Annotated in this window: 18 protein-coding genes; all 18 read right to left on the bottom strand. The window is 63.3% G+C overall.

All coding sequences use genetic code 11. From position 1 onward, the window contains the following. Positions 1–18: 18 nt before the first annotated feature. On the bottom strand, positions 19–996 hold the full coding sequence (locus N2A98_RS26740; RefSeq protein WP_069556857.1) for an asparaginase: 978 nt from the start codon (positions 994–996) through the stop codon (positions 19–21). A gap of 76 nt (positions 997–1,072) precedes the next feature. After that, positions 1,073–2,518 carry an alanine/glycine:cation symporter family protein gene (locus N2A98_RS26735; RefSeq protein ID WP_034129133.1) on the bottom strand — a complete coding sequence of 482 codons (1,446 nt, stop codon included), beginning with the start codon at positions 2,516–2,518 and terminating at the stop codon, positions 1,073–1,075. Positions 2,519–3,456: 938 nt separating this feature from the next. Beyond that, positions 3,457–4,683, bottom strand: a complete 1,227-nt coding sequence (locus N2A98_RS26725) for a hypothetical protein (protein ID WP_047712105.1) — start codon at positions 4,681–4,683, stop codon at positions 3,457–3,459. Between the two features lie 446 nt (positions 4,684–5,129). Continuing rightward, positions 5,130–6,089: a PDR/VanB family oxidoreductase gene (locus tag N2A98_RS26720; protein ID WP_275622830.1), complete on the bottom strand. Its 960-nt coding sequence runs from the start codon at positions 6,087–6,089 to the stop codon at positions 5,130–5,132. Further along, positions 6,086–7,120: an aromatic ring-hydroxylating dioxygenase subunit alpha gene (locus tag N2A98_RS26715; RefSeq protein ID WP_034134089.1), complete on the bottom strand. Its 1,035-nt coding sequence runs from the start codon at positions 7,118–7,120 to the stop codon at positions 6,086–6,088. The genes N2A98_RS26720 and N2A98_RS26715 overlap by 4 nt, the downstream gene beginning before the upstream one ends. Before the next feature lie 19 nt (positions 7,121–7,139). Then, a complete protein-coding gene (locus tag N2A98_RS26710) occupies positions 7,140–7,367 on the bottom strand; it encodes a recombinase-like helix-turn-helix domain-containing protein (protein WP_032894471.1) in 228 nt (75 codons plus the stop codon). 17 nt (positions 7,368–7,384) lie between these two features. Further along, positions 7,385–8,527, bottom strand: a complete 1,143-nt coding sequence (locus N2A98_RS26705) for an FAD-dependent monooxygenase (RefSeq protein WP_275622829.1) — start codon at positions 8,525–8,527, stop codon at positions 7,385–7,387. A gap of 13 nt (positions 8,528–8,540) precedes the next feature. Continuing rightward, positions 8,541–9,506 (bottom strand): VOC family protein, encoded by a 966-nt coding sequence (locus N2A98_RS26700; protein ID WP_275622828.1) that lies wholly within the window; start codon positions 9,504–9,506, stop codon positions 8,541–8,543. Beyond that, a complete protein-coding gene (locus N2A98_RS26695) occupies positions 9,503–10,999 on the bottom strand; it encodes an aldehyde dehydrogenase (protein WP_275622827.1) in 1,497 nt (498 codons plus the stop codon). Before N2A98_RS26695 ends, N2A98_RS26700 begins: the two co-directional genes overlap by 4 nt. A 9-nt stretch (positions 11,000–11,008) precedes the next feature. Beyond that, complete coding sequence (locus N2A98_RS26690; protein WP_275622826.1) at positions 11,009–11,812, bottom strand: aspartate dehydrogenase; 804 nt, start codon at positions 11,810–11,812, stop codon at positions 11,009–11,011. A gap of 10 nt (positions 11,813–11,822) precedes the next feature. Beyond that, positions 11,823–13,508: a thiamine pyrophosphate-binding protein gene (locus N2A98_RS26685; protein ID WP_047712100.1), complete on the bottom strand. Its 1,686-nt coding sequence runs from the start codon at positions 13,506–13,508 to the stop codon at positions 11,823–11,825. Beyond that, positions 13,501–14,298 carry an SDR family oxidoreductase gene (locus N2A98_RS26680; protein ID WP_032894477.1) on the bottom strand — a complete coding sequence of 266 codons (798 nt, stop codon included), beginning with the start codon at positions 14,296–14,298 and terminating at the stop codon, positions 13,501–13,503. Before N2A98_RS26680 ends, N2A98_RS26685 begins: the two co-directional genes overlap by 8 nt. Before the next feature lies 1 nt (position 14,299). Continuing rightward, the gene (locus tag N2A98_RS26675) at positions 14,300–15,133 is read right to left on the bottom strand and encodes an IclR family transcriptional regulator (protein ID WP_003195671.1); all 834 of its coding nucleotides are present in this window, start codon (positions 15,131–15,133) and stop codon (positions 14,300–14,302) included. Further along, positions 15,130–16,008, bottom strand: coding sequence for an alpha/beta hydrolase (locus N2A98_RS26670; RefSeq protein WP_275622825.1), 879 nt, complete (start codon positions 16,006–16,008; stop codon positions 15,130–15,132). The genes N2A98_RS26675 and N2A98_RS26670 overlap by 4 nt, the downstream gene beginning before the upstream one ends. Positions 16,009–16,012: 4 nt before the next feature. Next, complete coding sequence (locus N2A98_RS26665; protein ID WP_014720525.1) at positions 16,013–16,552, bottom strand: cupin domain-containing protein; 540 nt, start codon at positions 16,550–16,552, stop codon at positions 16,013–16,015. Between the two features lie 13 nt (positions 16,553–16,565). After that, the gene (locus N2A98_RS26660; RefSeq protein WP_275622824.1) at positions 16,566–17,333 is read right to left on the bottom strand and encodes an SDR family oxidoreductase; all 768 of its coding nucleotides are present in this window, start codon (positions 17,331–17,333) and stop codon (positions 16,566–16,568) included. After that, entirely contained in the window at positions 17,330–18,106 is a 777-nt protein-coding gene (locus N2A98_RS26655) for an ABC transporter permease (protein WP_032894483.1), read from the bottom strand. Before N2A98_RS26655 ends, N2A98_RS26660 begins: the two co-directional genes overlap by 4 nt. Before the next feature lie 27 nt (positions 18,107–18,133). After that, entirely contained in the window at positions 18,134–19,126 is a 993-nt protein-coding gene (locus tag N2A98_RS26650) for an ABC transporter substrate-binding protein (protein WP_003195661.1), read from the bottom strand. Between the last annotated feature and the right edge of the window lie 8 nt (positions 19,127–19,134).

Raw genomic sequence — 19,134 nt, 5'->3', positions numbered from 1 at the left:
TAGGGCTGTCTTAAGCGTTCAAGCTGGCTGGGTATGCAGGTCCAGCTCTACCAGGCGCCGCACTTGCTCCACGGCAAGGCCGGCACCGAGCAAGGCGTGCAACTTGCCGAACGCGGCTTCGCGGGTCATCCCACCGCCGGACAACACGCCGGCGCCCCGCAAGCGGCTGCCGGCCTCGTAGACATCCAGCTCCACACCGCCTTCATGGCACTGAGTGATGGCGACCACCACCACCCCTTGATCCTGCGCACGCTGCAAGCTGGCGAGGAATTGCGGGTTATCGCTCGGCCCGGTGCCGCTGCCGAAGCACTCCAGCACCAAGCCCTGAATGCCGCTGCCGATGATTGCGTCCAGCTGTGCAGCCTCGAAACCGGGTATCAGCGGCAGTACGCCGACGTTCGCCAAGGCTTTGGGCTGGCGGTAATCCAGCGCTGCCGGCAGGGAGTCGGCACGGGCGAAGTCGTCCTGGCGTTGCAAGGCTGCGAACGGGTTGCGCCCAAAACTGCGAATCTTCGCGCAGCGGGTCGGCGCCATCAACGCGCCGTGGAAGTACAGGTGCACCCCCGGCTTCAACCCTTCGCCCAAGGCCGTCAACGCACCGCTGACGTTTTCCCAGGCATCGCTGTCGGGCACACCGGCTGGCAGCATCGAGCCGGTGAACACCACCGGCACCGGCAGGCCCAGCAGTTGGAAGCTCATGGCCGCCGCGCTGTAGGCCAGGGTGTCGGTGCCGTGCAGGATCAGCACGGCGTCGCAGCCGGCATCTACCGCCTCGACCACGGCGCTGCGCAGGCGTTGCCAGTAGGCAGGGTTCATGTTGGCGCTGTCGATCAGTGGTGACATTTCCTGGAAGCGCCACGCGGGCAGGTCTGCGCCCGCAAACTGTTCACGCATGCGCACTTCAAAACCAGACGCGGGCGCCAGGCCGTTGGCGCTGGCCTGCATGCCAATGGTGCCGCCGGTATAGAGCACCATCACGTTATTAGCTGATTGCATCGAAAATCTCCTGAACGAAAAACGCCGCCGGGCCCAGAGCATGCCCAAGGCCGGGCGGCGTGTCATCTGGCTGCGATTAACGTTGCGCTTGAGCGCTCAGTTCCGCTGCCGGGGCCGCCTCGGTTTTCACCGGGTTGGCCGGCCAGGCCTTGCGGTCCAGGTCCAGGTCAGGGAACTGGCTGGAATCGAACACCGGGGTCTTGATACCCGCCGCGCGCTGGTTGTCGTAGTCGTTGAGGATGCGCATGGCAATCTTGAACAGGAACGCCAGGGCGAACAGGTTGACGAACGCGAGCATGGTCATGGTGATGTCGGCGAAGGCGAACACCGTGCTCAGGTTCTCGATGGAGCCCCAGAAAATCAGCACCAGCACCAAGGCGCGATAACCCATCAGCACCTTGCGGTTGTTACCGACCAAGAAGCGCAGGTTGCTCTCGCCCAGGTAGTAGTTGTACATGATCGAGGTGAACACGAACAACGCCAGGGCCACCGAGATGAACATGCGGCCCCAGTCACCCACTACCGCCGCCAGGGAATTCTGGGTCAGGGCAATGCCGTCGCCTTCAAAGCCCGGGGTGTAGAAGCCGGACAGCAGGATCAGCAACGCCGTGCAGGTGCAGATCACGAACGTATCGAGGAACACGCTGAACGCTTGCACCACGCCTTGGGCGATCGGGTGTTCTACCGACGCCACTGCCGCCACGTTAGGCGCACTGCCCAGGCCTGCTTCGTTGGCGAACACGCCGCGCTTCACACCCATGATGATCGCACTGCCCACCAGGCCACCGAAGGCTTGGTCGAGACCGAAGGCGCTCTTGACGATGGTCGCGAGCATGGCCGGTACGTGGTCGAATTGCAGCACGATCACGTACAGAGTCACGGCGATGTAGACCAGGGTCTTGACCGGCACCAGCAGGTCGGCGATCGAGGCGATACGCTTGATCCCGCCGATGAACACCAGGCCCAGCAACACCGCCAGCGCAAGGCCGGTGTAGGTGGTGTCGAGGCCGAAGGCGTTGTTCAGCGAGTGGGTCACAGCGTGGGCTTGCAGGCCGTTGAAGGCAAAGCCGAAGGTCACCAGCAGCAGGAACGCCATGACCATACCCAGCCAGCGCTTGTGCAGGCCGTGCTGGATGTAATACGCCGGGCCACCACGGTAGGTGCCTTCAGCGTCGGTGCGCTTGTACAACTGGCCGAGGGAGCACTCGATAAAGCTCGAAGACATGCCCACCAGCGCGGTGACCCACATCCAGAACACGGCACCCGGGCCACCCAACGTCACGGCAATGCCGACACCGGCGATGTTACCGGCACCCACGCGGCCGGCCAGGCTGAGCATCAGCGCCTGGAACGAACTGAGTTGGCCGGCGCTGCTCTTGAGGCTGTCTTTAAACACCGAGAACATGTGGAAAAAGTGACGCAATTGCACGAAACGCGAGCGGATCGTGAAATAACCGCCGAGCCCGACTATGAGCACGATCAGTACTTTCCCTGAGAGGAAGTCGTTGATGACTTCGAGCATGGAGTGTTCCTCGCTGATTTTTCTAATGGCAAACGCAGGACGGTCCGACGCATCGCTCGGCACCAGGCAGTGCACGACGCTCGATCCCCATCCTTTTGCGGGTGTTGTTATTCATGCGCTTTCGCGTGGTTCCCGGGCCTCGTTACCGACGGCCGCAGACGCGAAGAGGGGCGGCACTATACCTAGGTGCGCGCCAGCCGTCTGCAAGGGGCGTAATTGACCGAGGAACGGTCAATCGGAAAAATCGCGCTGGGGCCGATAAATAGCTTACCTGTGGCGAGGGAGCTTGCTTCCGAAGGACTGCGCAGCAGTCCCATTTTCTGGGGCCGCTTCGCGTCCCAGCGCAAGCTTGCTCCCTCGCCACAACAGCCATTTGACGACCGTGCCTGGAAACGTAGTGGCAACGAGTAATACGCGCCCGGTGCACGGCATCGGGCGCCGCAACCCATCAGATTTATACGACAAAACTCACGGAATCGTCCGACTTTACCCTAAGTAAATCCCTCTCCAGAGTTTGGCTTGCCGCTGACTTCCCTTTACTCGTTTACCTCGATTGAAAGGCGTCACACGTATCGAGGCGGGGAGGAAAGCACGGCCAAATACAATATGGATGAAGGGTAAATATGCACGGTGTTCTCCACGCGCGTGAAGGCGACCGAGTGACGTGCGGGAAACATGCAGGGACTTACCAGATTCTAGGCGGCATTTCCCATATTCAAAGTCATGGAAAACGTGTCGCTGGCACGCTGGACAGCTTCAGTAGTTGCCCCTGTCGAGCTCGCCTGATTCCCTCGGTACGACGCTGATCTTTACGGCTCTGATTTGGTTGGCGGCTGCATACATTCTGGAAAAGTTCAGGTAACCCAAACGGGCCTCACCCGAGGCCCGATATCAGCAAAAAGCGAACTGTCAGCGCACCCCACCTTGTGGGAGCGATGTCAGAAGTAGTAACCGATGTTGACGTTGGTGCGGTAATACCAGTCGTTGCTACCCACCGAATTGGTGCTGGTAAAGCCGCTGCCATTCTCCGCACCGCCATAGGGGTTGGCATTGCGCGCCCACGTGAGATCGACCCAGGCCATCACCGGCATCGCCAGGAACTGCGCGCCCACGGTGAACATCTGCGAGTCGTCCCAGGCGCTTTTGTCTTTCATCATTCGGCTGTAATCGCTGTACAGCTTGATCTTCTTCAGTTGCCCCAGCCGGGGCGTGTGGATGTCGTAGCCGACGTTGAGCGAAGCCAGGCTGGCCTTGGAGGCGATCAGGTACGCAGGCGTCAGGCCATTGCCGCCCATCAGCACTGAGTCGTTGCTCACCCCGGCCGGGTTTTCGGGGTCGTATTCGTAGCGGATGGCTTGGGTGGTGACGGTCCACAGGCCCTTGCTGATGATGGCGTGCACGCCGGCGGCCCAGTAGTCGCCATTGTCTTTGGTGGTGGCGTTGTACAGTTGGGCGGTGGCGAGCGAGGCGCCGACTTCGGTCTTCCAGCCCTCGCTGTTGAAGGTGCGCGCCACGCGGGCGTTGAATTGGTTGCGCTTCTCGTTGTCCTGGCGCGACTGGGTGAAGGCAATCGCGTTGTCATTCAAGTCGGCGTAACGCCCCACTTCCGGTGAGTAACGCAGGTCGCTGGGCAGCATGCGTGGGAAATAGCCGAGCTGCACGTCCCAGTCCTGGTCCTTGTAGCTGTATTTGAGGCCGGTGCCGGCACTCACCGCGTAGCCCATGAAAAACGGCAGGTGGTAGCTCCAGCCAAATTGCGGATAAGGCTCCAGGCCGAAGGGTTTGAACGGCGCCCCCAGTTGCAGGTTGGCGTTGGCATTGAGCCGGTAGCCCACAAACCCGCGATCAATGGAACGCTTGCCGTCATCCTGGAACCAGTAGCCGACATCGCTGTAGAGGCTCTTGTAGGTGGCCTGCACATCCAGGCGGAACGTATCGAACAGAAACCGACCGTTGTTCTCAGTGGTGTCCCAATGTTCATCGCGATAGTTGGTACGCAGCGCCCCGCCAATGTCCAGGCTGCTGTCGCCGCTATCGCTGCGCCAGGAGATATGCGGGAAAGGTTTGTTAGCGGCGTTGGCCCGCACCGGCTCGGAAGGAATGGGTTCTGCGGCGAAACTGCTGAAACTGGCAAACATCAATCCTGCACACAAGACGCGCTTCATAGAGACCTCTCTACCGGGTGGTCGGCAACACTCGTCCGCTTGCCTTTAAAGGCAACTAAGGAGGGAGCGGGTCTTACCGGGTTTAAGTGTTGGTTATTATTGTTTTATCGGCGAAACGCCGTTTAATCAGTGAATGCACAGGAGTAGAGCAGGAAGTGTGCCAGGCAGACTGTTAGTTTGTTTTTAGAAAAAATATCATCAAAAACAGTTGTTTATATGGGAAACAAAGCTGGTTGTATAACCCGTGAAACAACCCGCAAGTGCGGTAACAAAGTGGCCCGTGATCGGTGCGTATTTATTGCACGCTGCCAATGAAATGGGCACTTTGCGGGTGATCTTGTAGGCGCGAGCTTGCTCGCGAAAAACGTTAACGGTAATACGTGCACCCTGAAATAACGCGGTGCCTGGACGTTCTTCGCGAGCAAGCTCGCTCCTACAAGGGGGGGTTAAAGGTCGAGCACCAACCGTCGGCTCTTGCAGCCAGAAACGCACACCATCATCGATTTGTTCGCCGCCCGCTCGGCCTTGGTCAGCACCCCATCGCGGTGGTCGATTTCGCCTTCCACCACCCGCGTTTCGCAGGAGCCACACACGCCTTCGCGGCAGCTGTGATCAATGTCGCAGCCCGCCTCCAACAACACATCCAGCAAACTCAAGCCAGGTTCCACCGCCAGGGTTTTGCCGGACCTTTTCAGTTCAACGCTATAGCTGCTCTGGGCGTCTTCGCTGGGCGGCAGTTCGGCGGCGGCAAAGCGCTCGATGTGGGCATGGGGATAACCCAGGCGCTCACAGGTACTTTCGAAAGCGTCGAGCATCGGCGTCGGGCCGCAGCAGTACAGATGGGTATCGGCAGGTTGGCCGGCGAGGTAGGCGGCAAGATCAGGCGGCACGCCTTTTTCGTCGTTGAAGTGGTAGGTCACCCGCGCCCCGAGTCCGCCCAAGGCTTCCACCAGCGCTGCCTCCTGGCGTGAGCGGGCGCAGTAGATCAACTCGGCGGATTTTCCCAGCGCCAGCAACTGGCGGAACATGCAGTAGATCGGCGTGATCCCGATGCCACCGGCCACCAGCACACTGTGGCTGGCGCTCAGGTCCAGTTCGAAGTTGTTGCGCGGCGGCGAGATCGACAGCGGCATGCCGACCCGCAACTGGCTGTGTACATACTCCGACCCGCCACGGCTGTTGCGGTCACGCAGGATACCCACCACATAACGCCCACGGTCGCTGGGCGAGTTGAGCAGCGAATAACTGCGCACCAGGCCGTTGGCTAGGTGCAGGTCGATGTGCGAGCCGGCGTCGAACGGTGGGAACACGGTATCGCCCAAAGGCCGCAGTTCGACGCTGATGATGCCTTCGGCTTCATAGCGCAGGGTGTGGACGCGGGCGTTGAGGAGCGCGGCTTTATTCATGGCAATTGCTTCGCGTCGATCAACTCGAGCTGGGCTTTGGCGGCGTTCTTCAGGTACCGCCGCAGCCGCACCACGCCCAAGTCGTGCTGGTAGAGGTTTTCACGCTGATTGGCGTCCGGCTCCATGAATTCCAACAGCACCCGGTCTTGCTCCAGCACTGCCCAATGCCGCGCTTCCAGACGGTTCTTGTACAAGAACCGCCAGGTGTCACGCTGCCAGCCGGTCAGCGGGCGGCAGCGCCAGTGAAATGCGGCGGCCAGCGAACGACTGCTGGGGGTGTAGCTGCCGATGATGGTGAAGTTGCCGCCGGGGCCACCGGTTTTCGGATAGGGGATCTCCAGGCGCAGCCAATGGCAGCCGTTGTCCACGAACTCGGTCCAGTCGAAGTTCACGCCGCGCTGGCCTTCCTTCTCGAAGAAAAAGCCAGTGTCGGTGTCGCGGGTGACGAACTTGGCGGTGGCTTCGCCTTCGCTCATCGAGTGCGACATCTTGTGCAGGTAGGTGCCGTGCATCGGGTCCATGACGTTGTCGATCACGTAGCGATAGTCGCCTTTCCACTCGGTGTAGCAGACGAAGCTGCTCCACTCGGGCGAGGTCAATTGTTCGGGCAGCACCAGCTGCGGCGCAACGTCCAGGTGCGGGTCGGTGGCGTTGAACAAGAAGATCGCGCCTGCGGCTTCGCGGGTGTGGAACATACGCGTGGGCCGGCTGCCTTCCAGTTTGCAGCCGGGGCTGCCGGGTACTTTGGTGACGGTGCCGTCGCAGCGCACTTCAACGCCGTGATACGGGCACTGCAGGCGATCGCCCAACACCGGCCCTTGGGACAGCGGGGCGCCGCGATGGGGGCAATGGTCTTCGAGCGCGTGAACGCTGCCATCGTTGTCGCGCCACAGGGCGATCTTGTAGCCCAGGCGCCGTATCGACAGCGGCTTCTCACCCAAGAGGTCCGACGGCAATACCGGGAACCAGAGGTCTTTGAGGCCATTGGCCAGATGCTGTTCAACAGGGTCGACGGTCAATTGCATGTTCATTTTTATTCCTTCTGCCGGGTCATTCGCCCAGCCGGGCCATCAGGGTTTTGTAGGCATCTTCGGTCCACTCGCCGCTGGTCAGCGGGCACGGGGGGCCGGCCAGGTTCAAGTGCGCGAGCAGGGCCGCAAGCTCGGTCACGCCACTGCCGAACGCGCGCTCGATGGAGTCGCCCAGCAACTCTTCGAACTGGGTGTTGGGCCGTTTACGCGCCTGATGGGGTTGCAGGTAGGGTTCGTGAGTACTCATGGTGTTGACCTCCGTATTCAGGCTGCGTGAGTTGTCGAGACGCCCCAGGCGTCGTAGCCGTAGACCCAATCGGCATTACCGCCGTCCTTGAGCCACTGGTTGCCCCGCGAGCCGATCTGGATCTGGCTGGTACGCTCAAGACGCGCTTGCTGGTAAGCCTGCAATGCGCTGGCCACCGAGGCCTGGCTGTCGAGGTCTTGCAGGTAGCGGGCGAGCACCACCGCATCTTCGATGGCCTGGCCGGCGCCCTGGGCCATGAACGGCATCATTGGGTGGCAGGCATCGCCCAGCAGGGTGATCGCGCCCTTGGACCAGAACGGCAGCGGGTCGCGCTCATACAGCGCGGTCTTGAGCACGTCGGTGCAGGCATCGAGCAGGGCGCGGGCGTCCGGATGGAACGCCTGATAGTGGCTGCGCAGCTCATCGGCATCGCCGGCGCTGGTCCACGACTCTTCGTGCCAGCTGTCCTGGGCGGTGGTGGCGAAGATGAAGATGTCTTTGCCCTGGTTCAGCGGGAAGGTGACGATCTGGCTTTGCGGGTTCGGCCCCCACCATTTGGTGAACGCCTGGATGTTCGGCACATGCGCCACCTGCTCGGCCGGCACCACCGCGCGATACGCCACCACGCCGGTAAAGCGCGGGTGCTCTTCGCCAAACAGCGCGTTGCGCACCACCGAATGGATACCGTCGGCGCCGATCAGCACATCACAGCGGTGTTGGCTGCCATCCTTGAAGTGCAGGGTAATGCCGTCGTCAGCCTGTACTACCCGTTCGGCACGCTTGGCGAACTGCACCTGGTTCAGTGGGAACACCTCGGCCAGGGCCGCGAGCAGGTCGGCGCGGTGGATGGTCAATTGCGGCGCGCCGTATTTCTGTTCGGCGGCGTCGGACATTTCCAGGCGCGAAGTCTCCTCGCCGGTGTCCCACATGCGGCTGATGCGGTGAGTGGGGCGGGCGGCCGGGATGCGCACGGCGGGGCCAATACCCAGGCCATCCAGCGCACGGACCGCGTTGGGGGTGAGGTTGATATCGGCACCGACGCGCAAAAAGGCCTTGGACTGTTCGAACACGGTGACCTGGTGACCGGCGCGATGCAGGGCGATGGCGGCGGTCAGGCCGCCGATACCGGCACCGGCGATAGCAATATTCAGGGAAGGCATGGGCGACTCCTGCTCAAGGTTTGGGTTTGTCGGTGAGGAACTTGCCTTGCGGCGCCTCCACGTGTTGCTGGCGCCGGGTGTTGCCGTCGATACCGCCAGCAATGGCCCATTCAGCGAACACTGTGGGGCCGGGCTCAAAGGTGCGTGGCTGCCATTCGCCGGTCAGTTGGTCTTCATCGGCGTAGTACTCCACCAGCGCGCCCGCCGGGTTCTTGAAGTACCAGAAAAACGCCGAAGACACCGGGTGGCGGCCCGGCCCGATCTCGGTCGGCCAGCCGCTGCGGGACACATGCATGCCACCACCAAACACCTCATGAACATCGCGCACGGTAAACGCCACGTGGTTCAGCCCGGCCCGTGGCGCCGGCAGTTGCAGCATGAACAGGTCGTGATGGCCACCTTCTTCGGCGGTGCGCAAGAAGGCCCCGCGGTCGGGGTAACGGTCCGAGGCCTGGAAGCCGAAACGCTCGTGGTAGAAGGCTTCGCAGGCGTTTACGTCCTTGACGAAAAACACCACATGGCCGACCTCAATCGGTGTGGCGCGTTCATAGATCGGCGCGGCCTTGTTGATCCGGCCCTTGGTCTGCCAGGTGTTGTGGCCGCTGCATTCAATCTCCAGTTCACGCTTGCGCGTGACTTGCAGGCGGATCGCCAGACCATTGGGGTCGGTGCAGCCGATGCGCCCGTCGCGTTCGATAAACCCCGGGTCATTGGCGATGCGTTGGCTGTACAGCGCCAGGTCCGCGGTGCTGGCCACGCCCCAGACCACTTCGCGCACCGTGGAGCCGGCTTCGATGGCCGGAGGCAGGCCCGGCTTGTTCAGGTCGGCAAGCACTACGCGGCAGCCGTTGAGGGTCCCGAATACCACTTCATCCGGTTGCGCGCTGACTTGCGTCAGGCCCCAGTCGCTGAAAAAACGCACACAGGTGTCCAGGTCCTCGACGCCATAGGTGACTTCATCAATCCCTAACACGCTCATTGCGCTACCTCTCGTGGCACACCGGCCCAGGCCAGTGGCTGTTCGTTCATGCCCCAGTAGAGGCTCTTTTGTTCCATGTACTGCAGGATGCCCAGGCGACCTTTTTCGCGGCCCAGGCCGCTGTCGCGCCAGCCGCCAAACGGCGTGGAGATCGAGAACTGCTTGTAGGTGTTGATCCACACCGTACCGGCCTGCAAACGCCGGCCCAGGGCCCAGGCGCGCTTGTAGTCACGGGTCCAGATGCCAGCGGCGAGGGCGTAGACGCTGTCGTTGGCCTGCTCCAGCAGTTGTGCTTCGTCGTCGAACGGCATGGCGACCAATACCGGCCCGAAGATTTCCTCTTGGCACACTTGCTGGTGATTGCTCAGACCCTCGAGGATGGTCGGCGGGTAGAAGTAACCCTGGTCATACAGTCCACCGCTGGGGCGCTGCCCACCCAGGCGCAGGCGTCCACCTTCGGCCAGGCCGAGGGCGACGTAACGCTCCACGGATTCTCGGTGGCTGGCGCTGATCAACGGGCCCATCTGTGTACGTTCGTCGGCCGGGTCACCCACCCGCAGGTTCGCGGCAGCGGCGACCAGGCGCTGCATGAAGGGCTCGTACAAAGCACGGGCGATGAACAACCGTGAGCCGGCGATGCAGGCTTCGCCCGACGAACTGAAGATGCCGTACAGCACCCCGGCCACCGCATGCTCAAGGTCGGCGTCATCGAGGACGATGGTCGGCGACTTGCCGCCCAGCTCCAGGGACACCGGCATCATCTTGTCGGCGGCAATATGGGCGATGTGCTTGCCGGTGCGGGTACCACCGGTAAACGACACGCGCTTGACCAGCGGGTGGCGGGTCAGCGCATCCCCCAGCAACGAACCCTTGCCCGGTAGCACGCTGATCAAGCCCTTGGGCAAGCCGGCTTCTTCACACAGACGCGCCAGGCGCAGGGCCAGCAGCGGGGTGATTTCCGCAGGCTTGATCACCACCGCATTGCCGGCTGCCAGTGCCGGCGCAACCTTCTGCGCCTCGCTGGCAATCGGTGAGTTCCACGGCGTGATCGCGGCGACCACGCCCATAGGTTCATACACGCTCATGCTGATGAAATCACCGCGTGACGGGGTGATGGTTTCTTCCAGTGTTTCGCAGGCTGCGGCGAAAAACTGAAAGGTGCCCGCCGCACTGGCTACCAAGGCGCGGGTTTCGTTGATTGGCTTGCCGTTGTCCTGGCGTTGCAGCTGCGCCAGCTCTTCGCTGTGCAGGCGGATCAGCTCGGCGATGCGGTACAACACACCGGCGCGCTCATGGGGTTTGCGCTGGGCCCAGCCACTGTGCAGGAACGCCTGGTGCGCGCCCTGGATGGCCTCTTCCACATCCTGCAGGTCGGCGGCATTGAGCCAGGCCACGGCTTCGCCGGTGGCCGGGTAGCGGCTGGCGTAGCGCTCGCCACGGCCTGTGCGCCACTGGCCGGCGATGCAGATGGGTAACGTCTGTTCGGTGTTCATCGACGGCTCCTAAATGGAAATTGCGTGGGCATGGTTGCCCAAGGCACGGACCACGCTGTACACGGTCAGCGCCGAGGTTTTCGGGTTGGCCAGCAAGGGCTTGCCGCGCAGGCTCAACTCGAAACGGCCAAAGGCGCCACGGGCTTCGAAGTGGTGGACGTTTTCATCGCTGTGGGGGTCGGCGATCAACGTCACATGGGTGCGGTCCAGGCCCAGCCCGGCCAGCGACAGGGTGGCCGCAACGTTGGCGTTCTTGGGGTACAGGCGCGCCGCTTCGCGGGCGCTGCCCTGGAAGATCACCGTGGCTTGCTCGATGGTGTCCAGGTCGCAGGCCTGCTCGCCAGGGGTGTTCTTCCAGGCGCGGGCCGGCTTGCGGCCGGTGTAGTTGACCGCGTCCAACCCGCCGACCTTGGCCGCCGACAGCGCATCGATGCCGCCGATGGCGCCAGGCAGCAATTCGATGCGGGTCTTGCCGCGTTCCGCCGCCGCCTCCAGGCGCTCCACCAGGCCGATCTCGGACAACGCGCCCACCGATACAATCAGGCAGGCAATCCCACGCTCCAGCGCCGGCAGCACATGCTCTTCAATGGCGCGATGCCCGGCGCACTCCACCAGCAAATCCGGGCGGGCACCGGCGGGCAAGGCCGTCAGCACCTGCGGCGGCTGCTTGAAACTGGCCAGGCGCTGGCGCACCAAGGCTTCGGAGCCCTCGGAGGCGATGACGTAATCCACGCACAGCTGTGGGTCGTTCTCCAGCAGCTCCAGCACACCGACGCCAATGGCACCGCAGCCGATCATGGTGATATGCAACATGGTGCGATCCTCAGGCGGTGGCCTTCTGGGCTTTGGTTTCGCTGTTGGGCGGGCCGGCGAACTGGGTGGCGAAGTTGCCGACGCTGAGCATGTCCACTTCCAGCAGGAACGGGCCCGGCTGGCTCAGGGCGCTGTCCACCACCTTGCCGAAGTCCTTGAGATCAGTGACCAGGCCATGGCGCAGGCCCAGGGACTCGGCGAGCTTGGTGTAGTCCGGAGTGTGCAGGTCGACGTAGCAATGGCGGCTGCCGTAGACCGCGTCCTGGATATTGCGGATCACGCCGTAGCGCTGGTCGTTCATCAGCAGGATCACCAGGTTGGCGCGCTCCTGCACCAGGGTCGCCAGCTCACCCAGGTTGAGGATGAAACCGCCGTCACCCGCGATGGCGAACACTTTGCGCTCAGGCGCGGTTTCCGCTGCCGCGACGGCTGCGCCGATGCCCATGGCCAACCCCTGGCCAATCCCGCCGCCTAACGCATGAACACCCGCCCGTGGGTGATACAGGGTCAGCAGGCGGTTGCCCCAGATGCTGTTGGACAGGGTCACATCGCGTACCCAGGAGAAGTTGCGCCCGGTCACAGCCTGCAATTGCTCGACCATGGCCGAGTACGGCCCGAGGTCGGCCATCAGTTGACTACGTGATTGCTCGCGCACGGCTTTGAGTTCCGCGAGAAAGCTCGGGTCGGTGTGCAAGCGACCTTCCAGGCGATCAGCCAGGCCTTCGAGCGCCAGCGCCGCGTCGCCGCAGACAAACAGTTCGCTGGCGTAACTACGGCCTTCGATCGCCGGGTTGGCGTCGATGCGCAAGAGGTTCGAAGGCAGTTTCAGCGCGTACTTGAAGGTTTCGTTACTGCGCAGCCGCGAGCCAGCGATCAGCAGCGCATCGCAGGTTTGCAGGAACTGTTCGACGCGCTTGTTCTGCGAAAAAGCTCCCAGGCAACGCTCGTCGTCTTCATTGACCACGCCGCGTCCTTGCGTGGAAGTGATCACGCCCACGCCCATCGCCAGCAGGCGCTTGACCTGTGCGCCGGCGTGCCGGGCGCCGCCGCCGAGCCAGAGCATCGGCCGCTTGGCGCTGGCCAGGCGGTCGGCCATAAGGTCCAGGGCTTCCGGCGCGGGCACGGCCACCGGGATCGGCAGGGGCGACAGGTCGGTGGGCATCGGGATAAAGGTGGACTGGATATCGATAGGGATTTCGACGCTGACCGGCCCGGTGGGCGCGGTGAGGGCGGTCTGCACCGCGAGCTTCATGGTGCTCAGGGCGGTCTCGACGCTGCGTACGCGAAAGGCGGCCTTGGATACGGCCTTGAGCATGTTCAACTGGTCGCGGGCTTCGTGGATATAAGCCAGTTCCTGGTCCAGGTACGGCGTTTCGATCTGCCCGGTGATGTGCAGCAGCGGGGTGCCTGCGGTTTGGGCTTCGACCATCGCGCCAGCGGCATTGCCGGCGGCCGTGCCGGTGGAAGTCAGGCACACACCCAGGCCGCCGGTGGTGCGGGCATAGGCGTCGGCCATGTTGGCGGCGCCGGCTTCGCCCCGGGCCATGACGAAGCGGATATTGCCGCGCACTGCAAAGGCATCGAGGATCGGCATGTTGTGGATCGAGATCACGCCGAACACAGCCTTGACGTCGCATTGCTCGAGAAAGGCGGTGATGGCAGCGCCCACGGTGACAGTGTTGTTTTCATTACGCATGGCGGGACAGGCCTCCGGATACATCGATATGGCTGCCTGTGGTGTAAGCCGACAGAGGCGAGGCCAGAAACAGGATCGCGCGGGCCGCTTCAATCGGCAGGCCCAGGCGCCCCAAGGGAATGTGTTTTTGTTGTGCCAGCCGCGCGGTCCATTGCGCCCAGCCGAGGTCGCGTTCTTCGCGCGCTTCGAAACGCCGGCGCCATTGCCCGGACTCCACCAGGCCGATGAGGATGCCGTTGACGCGGATGCCCTGCGGGGCGAATTCAGTGGCCATCGAGCGCACCAGGTTCTTGAGCCCTGCACGTGCGGCGGAGGTGGCGACCATGTGCGGTTCGGGCTGGCTGGCCAGCAGCGAATTGACGCAGACGATGGCGGCGTCAGGCTGGCTTTCCAGCTGAGGCTTGAAGGCGCGGACCGGGTTGATCACCGAGAAAAACTTCAGGTTCAGCTCTTCGGTCCAGGCGCTGTCGGTGGTGTCGGCAAAGGTCGAGACCCGGCCTTGCCCGGCGTTGTTGATCAGCACATTGGCCGCTCCCAGCGCAGCCAGGCTGGCGGCGGCAAACGCGTTGACCGACTCGGCATCGAGCACATCGCAGGCCTGGGCCAGCAGGCGGGCCTTTGGGAAACGTTCGCGCAAACCGGCTTCAGCACGGCGCAGGCGCTCTTGATCGCGACCGCAGAACGCCACCGCCGCACCGGCTTCCAGCAGCAGTTCGACACAGGCCAGGCCGATGCCCGAAGAACCCCCGGTGACAATGGCGACGCGGCCCTGCAATTGGTAAAGGCTCATGTCAGTCTCTCATCAAGGCGGTGACGCGCGGCTGACCGTTATGGGCGCCGCCGTTGTAGTTGAGCAGGCGTGACAGCTCGTCGGCGCTGCGCCGGACCTGATTCAAGAGTTCTTCAAAGTTGACGTGGCCGATCTGCGCCGTAGGGATAGTCACGCCCAGGGCTGCGACAATGCCGCCGCTCTGGTCACGCACCGGCGCGGCCACGGTGGAAATCGCCGATTCGAAAAAGCCTTCGCCGCTGACAAAACCGCGCTGGCGGTCGGCCTGGACCAGGTCGAACAGCGCCATCACGGTTTTCGGCGTGCAGGGCGAGTGTTGTTCCAAGTGCTCTTCGGGGTACAACTCGCGCAACTCGGCCAGCGATAGGTCTTCGAGCAGGATGCGCCCCAGCACGGTGGCGTGGGCGGGCAGGCGGGTGCCGACGTTGACCGCGTTGGAGAACACCGACGGCGGTGAAACCTTGGCCACGTAGACAATCGAGCGACCGTCGCGCACCACGAGGTTGCTTGGGTAGTTGACGCGGTCGCACAAGCGCGCCAGCAACGGCTGGCCCAGTTCGGTCAGCTCCAGCGACGCCAGGTATTCGAAGCCCAGGCGCAGCACCGACATGCCGAGACGGTATTCATTGCCGCTGCGGGTGACGAAGCCCATGGTCTCCAGGGTGGTCAGCAGGCGGAAGATGGTCGAGCGGGGCAGTGCCAGGCGGCGTGCCAGCTCCGGCGCGGTCAGGGTGCGGTTGCGTCGGCTGAACTCACAGAGCAGGAGCAGGCCGCGCTCCAGGCCTGGAACGATGTATTTGTCCTGAGCGTCTTTGAGCAGATCGGAATCGTTCATAAGGTTCTACCTGTCAGGGATTGATGAATGGCGCAGGCCAGGCGCCCGGCTACCACTTGGGGTTGCTCGATGGGGCTGGCGTGGCCGGCGTCGGCAATCAGGTTGAAGCTGGCGCCCAGCGCCTTGGCCACGCTCAGGCAGGCCTCGGCGGGGGTGATGCTGTCGGCTTCACCGCAATGCACCTCGCAGGGCATGGCCGGTTGGCCATGGCGCAGCAGGTCATCGCCGCACAGCAATTCAATGGCCTGGCGATAGCCAACGGGGTTCAGGCGCGCCATGTTCCAACGCACCCAGGCCAGGGCCTGGGGCGTGGCGCGGGGCGACAACATGTGGGCGCTGCGTTGTTCGGCCAGGCCGACGATGCCCAGGCTTTGCAGGTTGTCCAGGCGTTGCTGGCGCACCTGTTGGCGCTGTTGACCAAGCGCTGGTGCGCCGTAGCCGCGCGCCGGGCTGATCAGCACCAGCCGGTTGACGCGATGGGCCTGTGAACTGCGGGCGAACGCCAGAGCGGTGAGGGCACCAAGGGAATGGCCGACCAGCACACATTCCTCGACACCCAGTGCATCCAGCATCTGCGCCAGACGGGCTGCGTACTGCTCGGCCTTGGGCGCATCCGACTCCAGCGGGCTGGAGTCGCCGTAGCCGGGAGCGTCCCAGGCGATGATCCGGGCCTGGGGCGCCAGTTGCCGCGCCACTTGCAGCCAGGACGCCGCTCCGGAGCCGATACCGTGCAGCAACACCACCACCGGCCCCGCGCCACATTCGCGCAACGCCTGCTGACCACCGGCCGAGGCCACCAGGCGCTGAGGGAAATCGCGCTCCAGCAGGGCTTGCAGGTCCGCCGTCGGCGCGGCTTGAGAGAGTCCTGGCAGCATGGGCTTATCCGCGCTTGATCGAGGCCAGAGGGTGTTCTGGCGGGTAGGTCGGTGTGATGGGTTTTTTCGCGCCGAGCATCACGCACATCAACGCGTCTTCGTCGCCGATGTTGATCTCCTCGCGGTACACGCCCGGTGGCACGGAGATCACGTCGCGGTCGGTGAGAATGGTCTCGAAGCGCTCGCCGTCTTTTTCCAGCACCACCTTGAGCTTGCCGCGCAGCACGAAGAACACTTCTTCGACATCGATGTGCAAGTGCGGCGGGCCTTCGTGGCCGGCCGGGATCACCATGGTGGAGAAGGTGAAATGCTCCGACGGGATGGTGTTCATGTCGGTGCTGATGCCGGTGCCGCCGGTGCCGATGTAGCGCATTTGTGCACGGCGGAACTTGGGGTCGTAGTCGGCCTGGAACTTCAGCGCATCCCAGTCGTACTTGCGTGTTTCGTAACGGGCGATACGGGTGTTCATCCAGCTTTCCAGGCTGGCGCCGGCCGGGCGGTCCCAGCTTTTCGGGGTGTCGTTTTGGGCAGATAGATCAGTCATGACAGTCTCCAGATCAAGGCATGACGAACCCGCCGTTGACCGGCAGGGTTTGTCCAGTGATGAAGCGGGCAAGGTCGGACAGCGCGAACAGCACGGCGCCGCTGACGTCTTCGGGTAATTGCGGGCGTTGGATCGCCCGCTGATCGTTGTACAACCGGTGGCGCGCCTCGGGCACGTAGGCGGTGGCTTCCACCAGCACCAGGCCAGGGGCGATGGCGTTGACGGTGATGTTGTCGGCGCCCAGCTCGCGGGCCAGGCTGCGGGTCATGGCGATGATTGCGCCCTTGCTGGCAACGTAGGCCAACAGGTTTGGTGCGCCCCACAGGGGGGTGTCGGAGGCCAGGTTGACGATGGCGCCGTGGCCGCTGGCACGCAGCGCCGGCAGGCAGGCGGTGGTCATCAGCCAGGTGCCGCGCACGTTGACCTGCATCACCTGGTCCCAGGTGTCGATGCTCAGGTCTTCGCAGCCTTTGCCACCGGAGTTGGTGATGGAGGCGTTGTTCACTAGACCATCGAGGCCGCCCAGCACATCGAGTGTCGCGGTGATGCACGCCTGGATCGACTCCGGCTGGGCCAGGTCGACCGTGACAGCCTGCACGTCCAGGCCCAGGGCCTGCAGTTCATGGGCTGCCTGTTGCACACGGTCGTGCAGCACATCGGCAATCACCACGCGCGCACCAGCCTGGCCGATGGCCTGGGCGAACCCGTAACCCAGGCCGCGGGCACCGCCGGTTACCAGTACGCGACGACCTTCGAGCAAACGGTTCTGGTTGTTCATCATTGCGTGCTCAACATGGCTTTGGGCATGTAGTGCAGGACGCGTTTTTCTGCCCACACCACGGCGCCGTAGGCGACCACCCCAATCAGGGTGAGCATGACGATGGCGACGAATACACCGGCCGTGTTGCCTTGGCCCTCGGCGTCCACCAACAGGAAGCCCAGGCCCTGGTTACCGCCGACCAGCTCACCGACGGTGACGCCGATCACCGCCAGGGTGGAGGCGATGCGCAGGCCGGAAAACAGCGCGGCCATGGCGGAAGGAAATTCCACCAGGCGGAAGATCTGCCAGCGGCTGGCGTTCATGGTGCGCACCAGGTTGATCATGTCCGGGTCGACCGTCCGGATCGCCGAGAGCACGTTGATCATCACCGGGAAAAACACGATCAGGATCGCGATCAGAATCTTCGGGTAGATGGTGTAGCCCAGCCACATCACGAACAGCGGCGCAAAGGCGACCTTCGGTGCAATCTGCAACGCCAGGATATAGGGCGACAGCATCGCTTCAGCCGCGGGCGACAGGCCCAGGGACACCCCAATCATCACGCCCAGCAAGGCGCCCAGGGCAAAGCCGACGACGATCTCCATGGCGGTGATCAGGGTGTGTTCCAGTAGGCCGCCGCTGTGCCACATCACCAGGCTTTCCTGGGCCACGCGGCTGAGTTTGGGCATGACGAATTCGGGCATGCCGAGCAGCCCGGGGCCCCACTGCCAAAGCGCCAGGAACAGGATCAGCAGCGCAACGCTACCGAGCACGGAGGGGTTCAGGTTTTTCATCGTATGCGTACCTTGTTATCCAGTGCGCTATTGCGCGGCGACCGGGCTGTCGACGAATTGGTTGGTGAACAGCTCATCCAGTGGGGTTTCCCGAGGGACGATGCCTTCGCTCACGTAGAACTGGCGGACCTTGTCCAGGCGCTCGGGGTCGATGTGCCCCAGTACGCGCTGGTTGGCGTAGACGTGCTCGACATAGAGCTTGAAGATCTTCTCCAGTGAGTCTTCCTTGCCGGCGTAGGTCGGCACCGCCTTGGCAAAGGTGACGGCGGCGGCGCGCGGGTCCTGGATAATGTCGTGCATGCCTTTGAGGGTGGCCTGGACCACGCCGCGCACCACTTGGGGGTGGTTTTTGATGGCGTCATCCGAGGCGAGGATGGCCTGGGCCATGCTTTCGAAGATCTGCTCCTGGGGAATCAGCTTGATCTGCGCGCCGGCTTCTTCGGCGGTGACCATCCAGTCCGGCACGCCGGCCATGGCCTGGGCCTTGTTGGCCGTGAACAACTGCCAGACCCCGGCAGGCCCCGCGGCCTGGATATCCACGTCGTTCTTGCCAAGGCCCGCCTTGCGCAACGAAGCGAGCAGCGCGTAGTAGGTGGTGTCGGAATACGACATCACCGTCATGGTCTTGCCCTTGAGGTCGCTGACGTTATTGATGTTGTCCTTGGAATGGGTGGCGATCATGGTCACGCCGCCCGCGCCCAGCACCGCCACGGCGCGCACCGGGATGCCGTTGCCGCGCACCATGATCGGCGTGTCGCCGATGGCGCCGCCGAGCAGGGCATTGCCGGCGCCGATCTGCTTGGCCACATCCACACCACCTTTGGCGGCAATGAACGTCAGGTTCAGGTCCTGGGCCGCGTAGTAGCCTTTTTCCTTGGCGATGATCCAGGGTGCAAAGGCTGGCAAGTTAGGCGGGGCCGGCAGCAGGTAGGTAACGTCGGTCGGCTGCGCCTGGGCCGCGCAGGTCAGGCCGAGGCCAAGGCTGAGCGCGCAAAAACGTTGGAACAGAGACTTGAGCATGGGAACTC

It is taken from the genome of Pseudomonas sp. FJ2-5-13, from assembly GCF_029201605.1.
GTDB classification, from domain to species: Bacteria; Pseudomonadota; Gammaproteobacteria; order Pseudomonadales; family Pseudomonadaceae; genus Aquipseudomonas; species Aquipseudomonas lactis.
The sequence above is the reverse complement of the archived record's forward strand: the minus strand, read 5'-3'. Positions and strand labels throughout refer to the sequence as shown.

Bases quoted from the DNA above. Each gene is read 5' to 3' on its own strand.
- N2A98_RS26740 (WP_069556857.1), bottom strand. From the start codon at position 996: ATGCAATCAGCTAATAACGTGATGGTGCTCTATACCGGCGGCACCATT.
- N2A98_RS26735 (WP_034129133.1), bottom strand. From the start codon at position 2,518: ATGCTCGAAGTCATCAACGACTTCCTCTCAGGGAAAGTACTGATCGTG.
- N2A98_RS26725 (WP_047712105.1), bottom strand. From the start codon at position 4,683: ATGAAGCGCGTCTTGTGTGCAGGATTGATGTTTGCCAGTTTCAGCAGT.
- N2A98_RS26720 (WP_275622830.1), bottom strand. From the start codon at position 6,089: ATGAATAAAGCCGCGCTCCTCAACGCCCGCGTCCACACCCTGCGCTAT.
- N2A98_RS26715 (WP_034134089.1), bottom strand. From the start codon at position 7,120: ATGAACATGCAATTGACCGTCGACCCTGTTGAACAGCATCTGGCCAAT.
- N2A98_RS26710 (WP_032894471.1), bottom strand. From the start codon at position 7,367: ATGAGTACTCACGAACCCTACCTGCAACCCCATCAGGCGCGTAAACGG.
- N2A98_RS26705 (WP_275622829.1), bottom strand. From the start codon at position 8,527: ATGCCTTCCCTGAATATTGCTATCGCCGGTGCCGGTATCGGCGGCCTG.
- N2A98_RS26700 (WP_275622828.1), bottom strand. From the start codon at position 9,506: ATGAGCGTGTTAGGGATTGATGAAGTCACCTATGGCGTCGAGGACCTG.
- N2A98_RS26695 (WP_275622827.1), bottom strand. From the start codon at position 10,999: ATGAACACCGAACAGACGTTACCCATCTGCATCGCCGGCCAGTGGCGC.
- N2A98_RS26690 (WP_275622826.1), bottom strand. From the start codon at position 11,812: ATGTTGCATATCACCATGATCGGCTGCGGTGCCATTGGCGTCGGTGTG.
- N2A98_RS26685 (WP_047712100.1), bottom strand. From the start codon at position 13,508: ATGCGTAATGAAAACAACACTGTCACCGTGGGCGCTGCCATCACCGCC.
- N2A98_RS26680 (WP_032894477.1), bottom strand. From the start codon at position 14,298: ATGAGCCTTTACCAATTGCAGGGCCGCGTCGCCATTGTCACCGGGGGT.
- N2A98_RS26675 (WP_003195671.1), bottom strand. From the start codon at position 15,133: ATGAACGATTCCGATCTGCTCAAAGACGCTCAGGACAAATACATCGTT.
- N2A98_RS26670 (WP_275622825.1), bottom strand. From the start codon at position 16,008: ATGCTGCCAGGACTCTCTCAAGCCGCGCCGACGGCGGACCTGCAAGCC.
- N2A98_RS26665 (WP_014720525.1), bottom strand. From the start codon at position 16,552: ATGACTGATCTATCTGCCCAAAACGACACCCCGAAAAGCTGGGACCGC.
- N2A98_RS26660 (WP_275622824.1), bottom strand. From the start codon at position 17,333: ATGATGAACAACCAGAACCGTTTGCTCGAAGGTCGTCGCGTACTGGTA.
- N2A98_RS26655 (WP_032894483.1), bottom strand. From the start codon at position 18,106: ATGAAAAACCTGAACCCCTCCGTGCTCGGTAGCGTTGCGCTGCTGATC.
- N2A98_RS26650 (WP_003195661.1), bottom strand. From the start codon at position 19,126: ATGCTCAAGTCTCTGTTCCAACGTTTTTGCGCGCTCAGCCTTGGCCTC.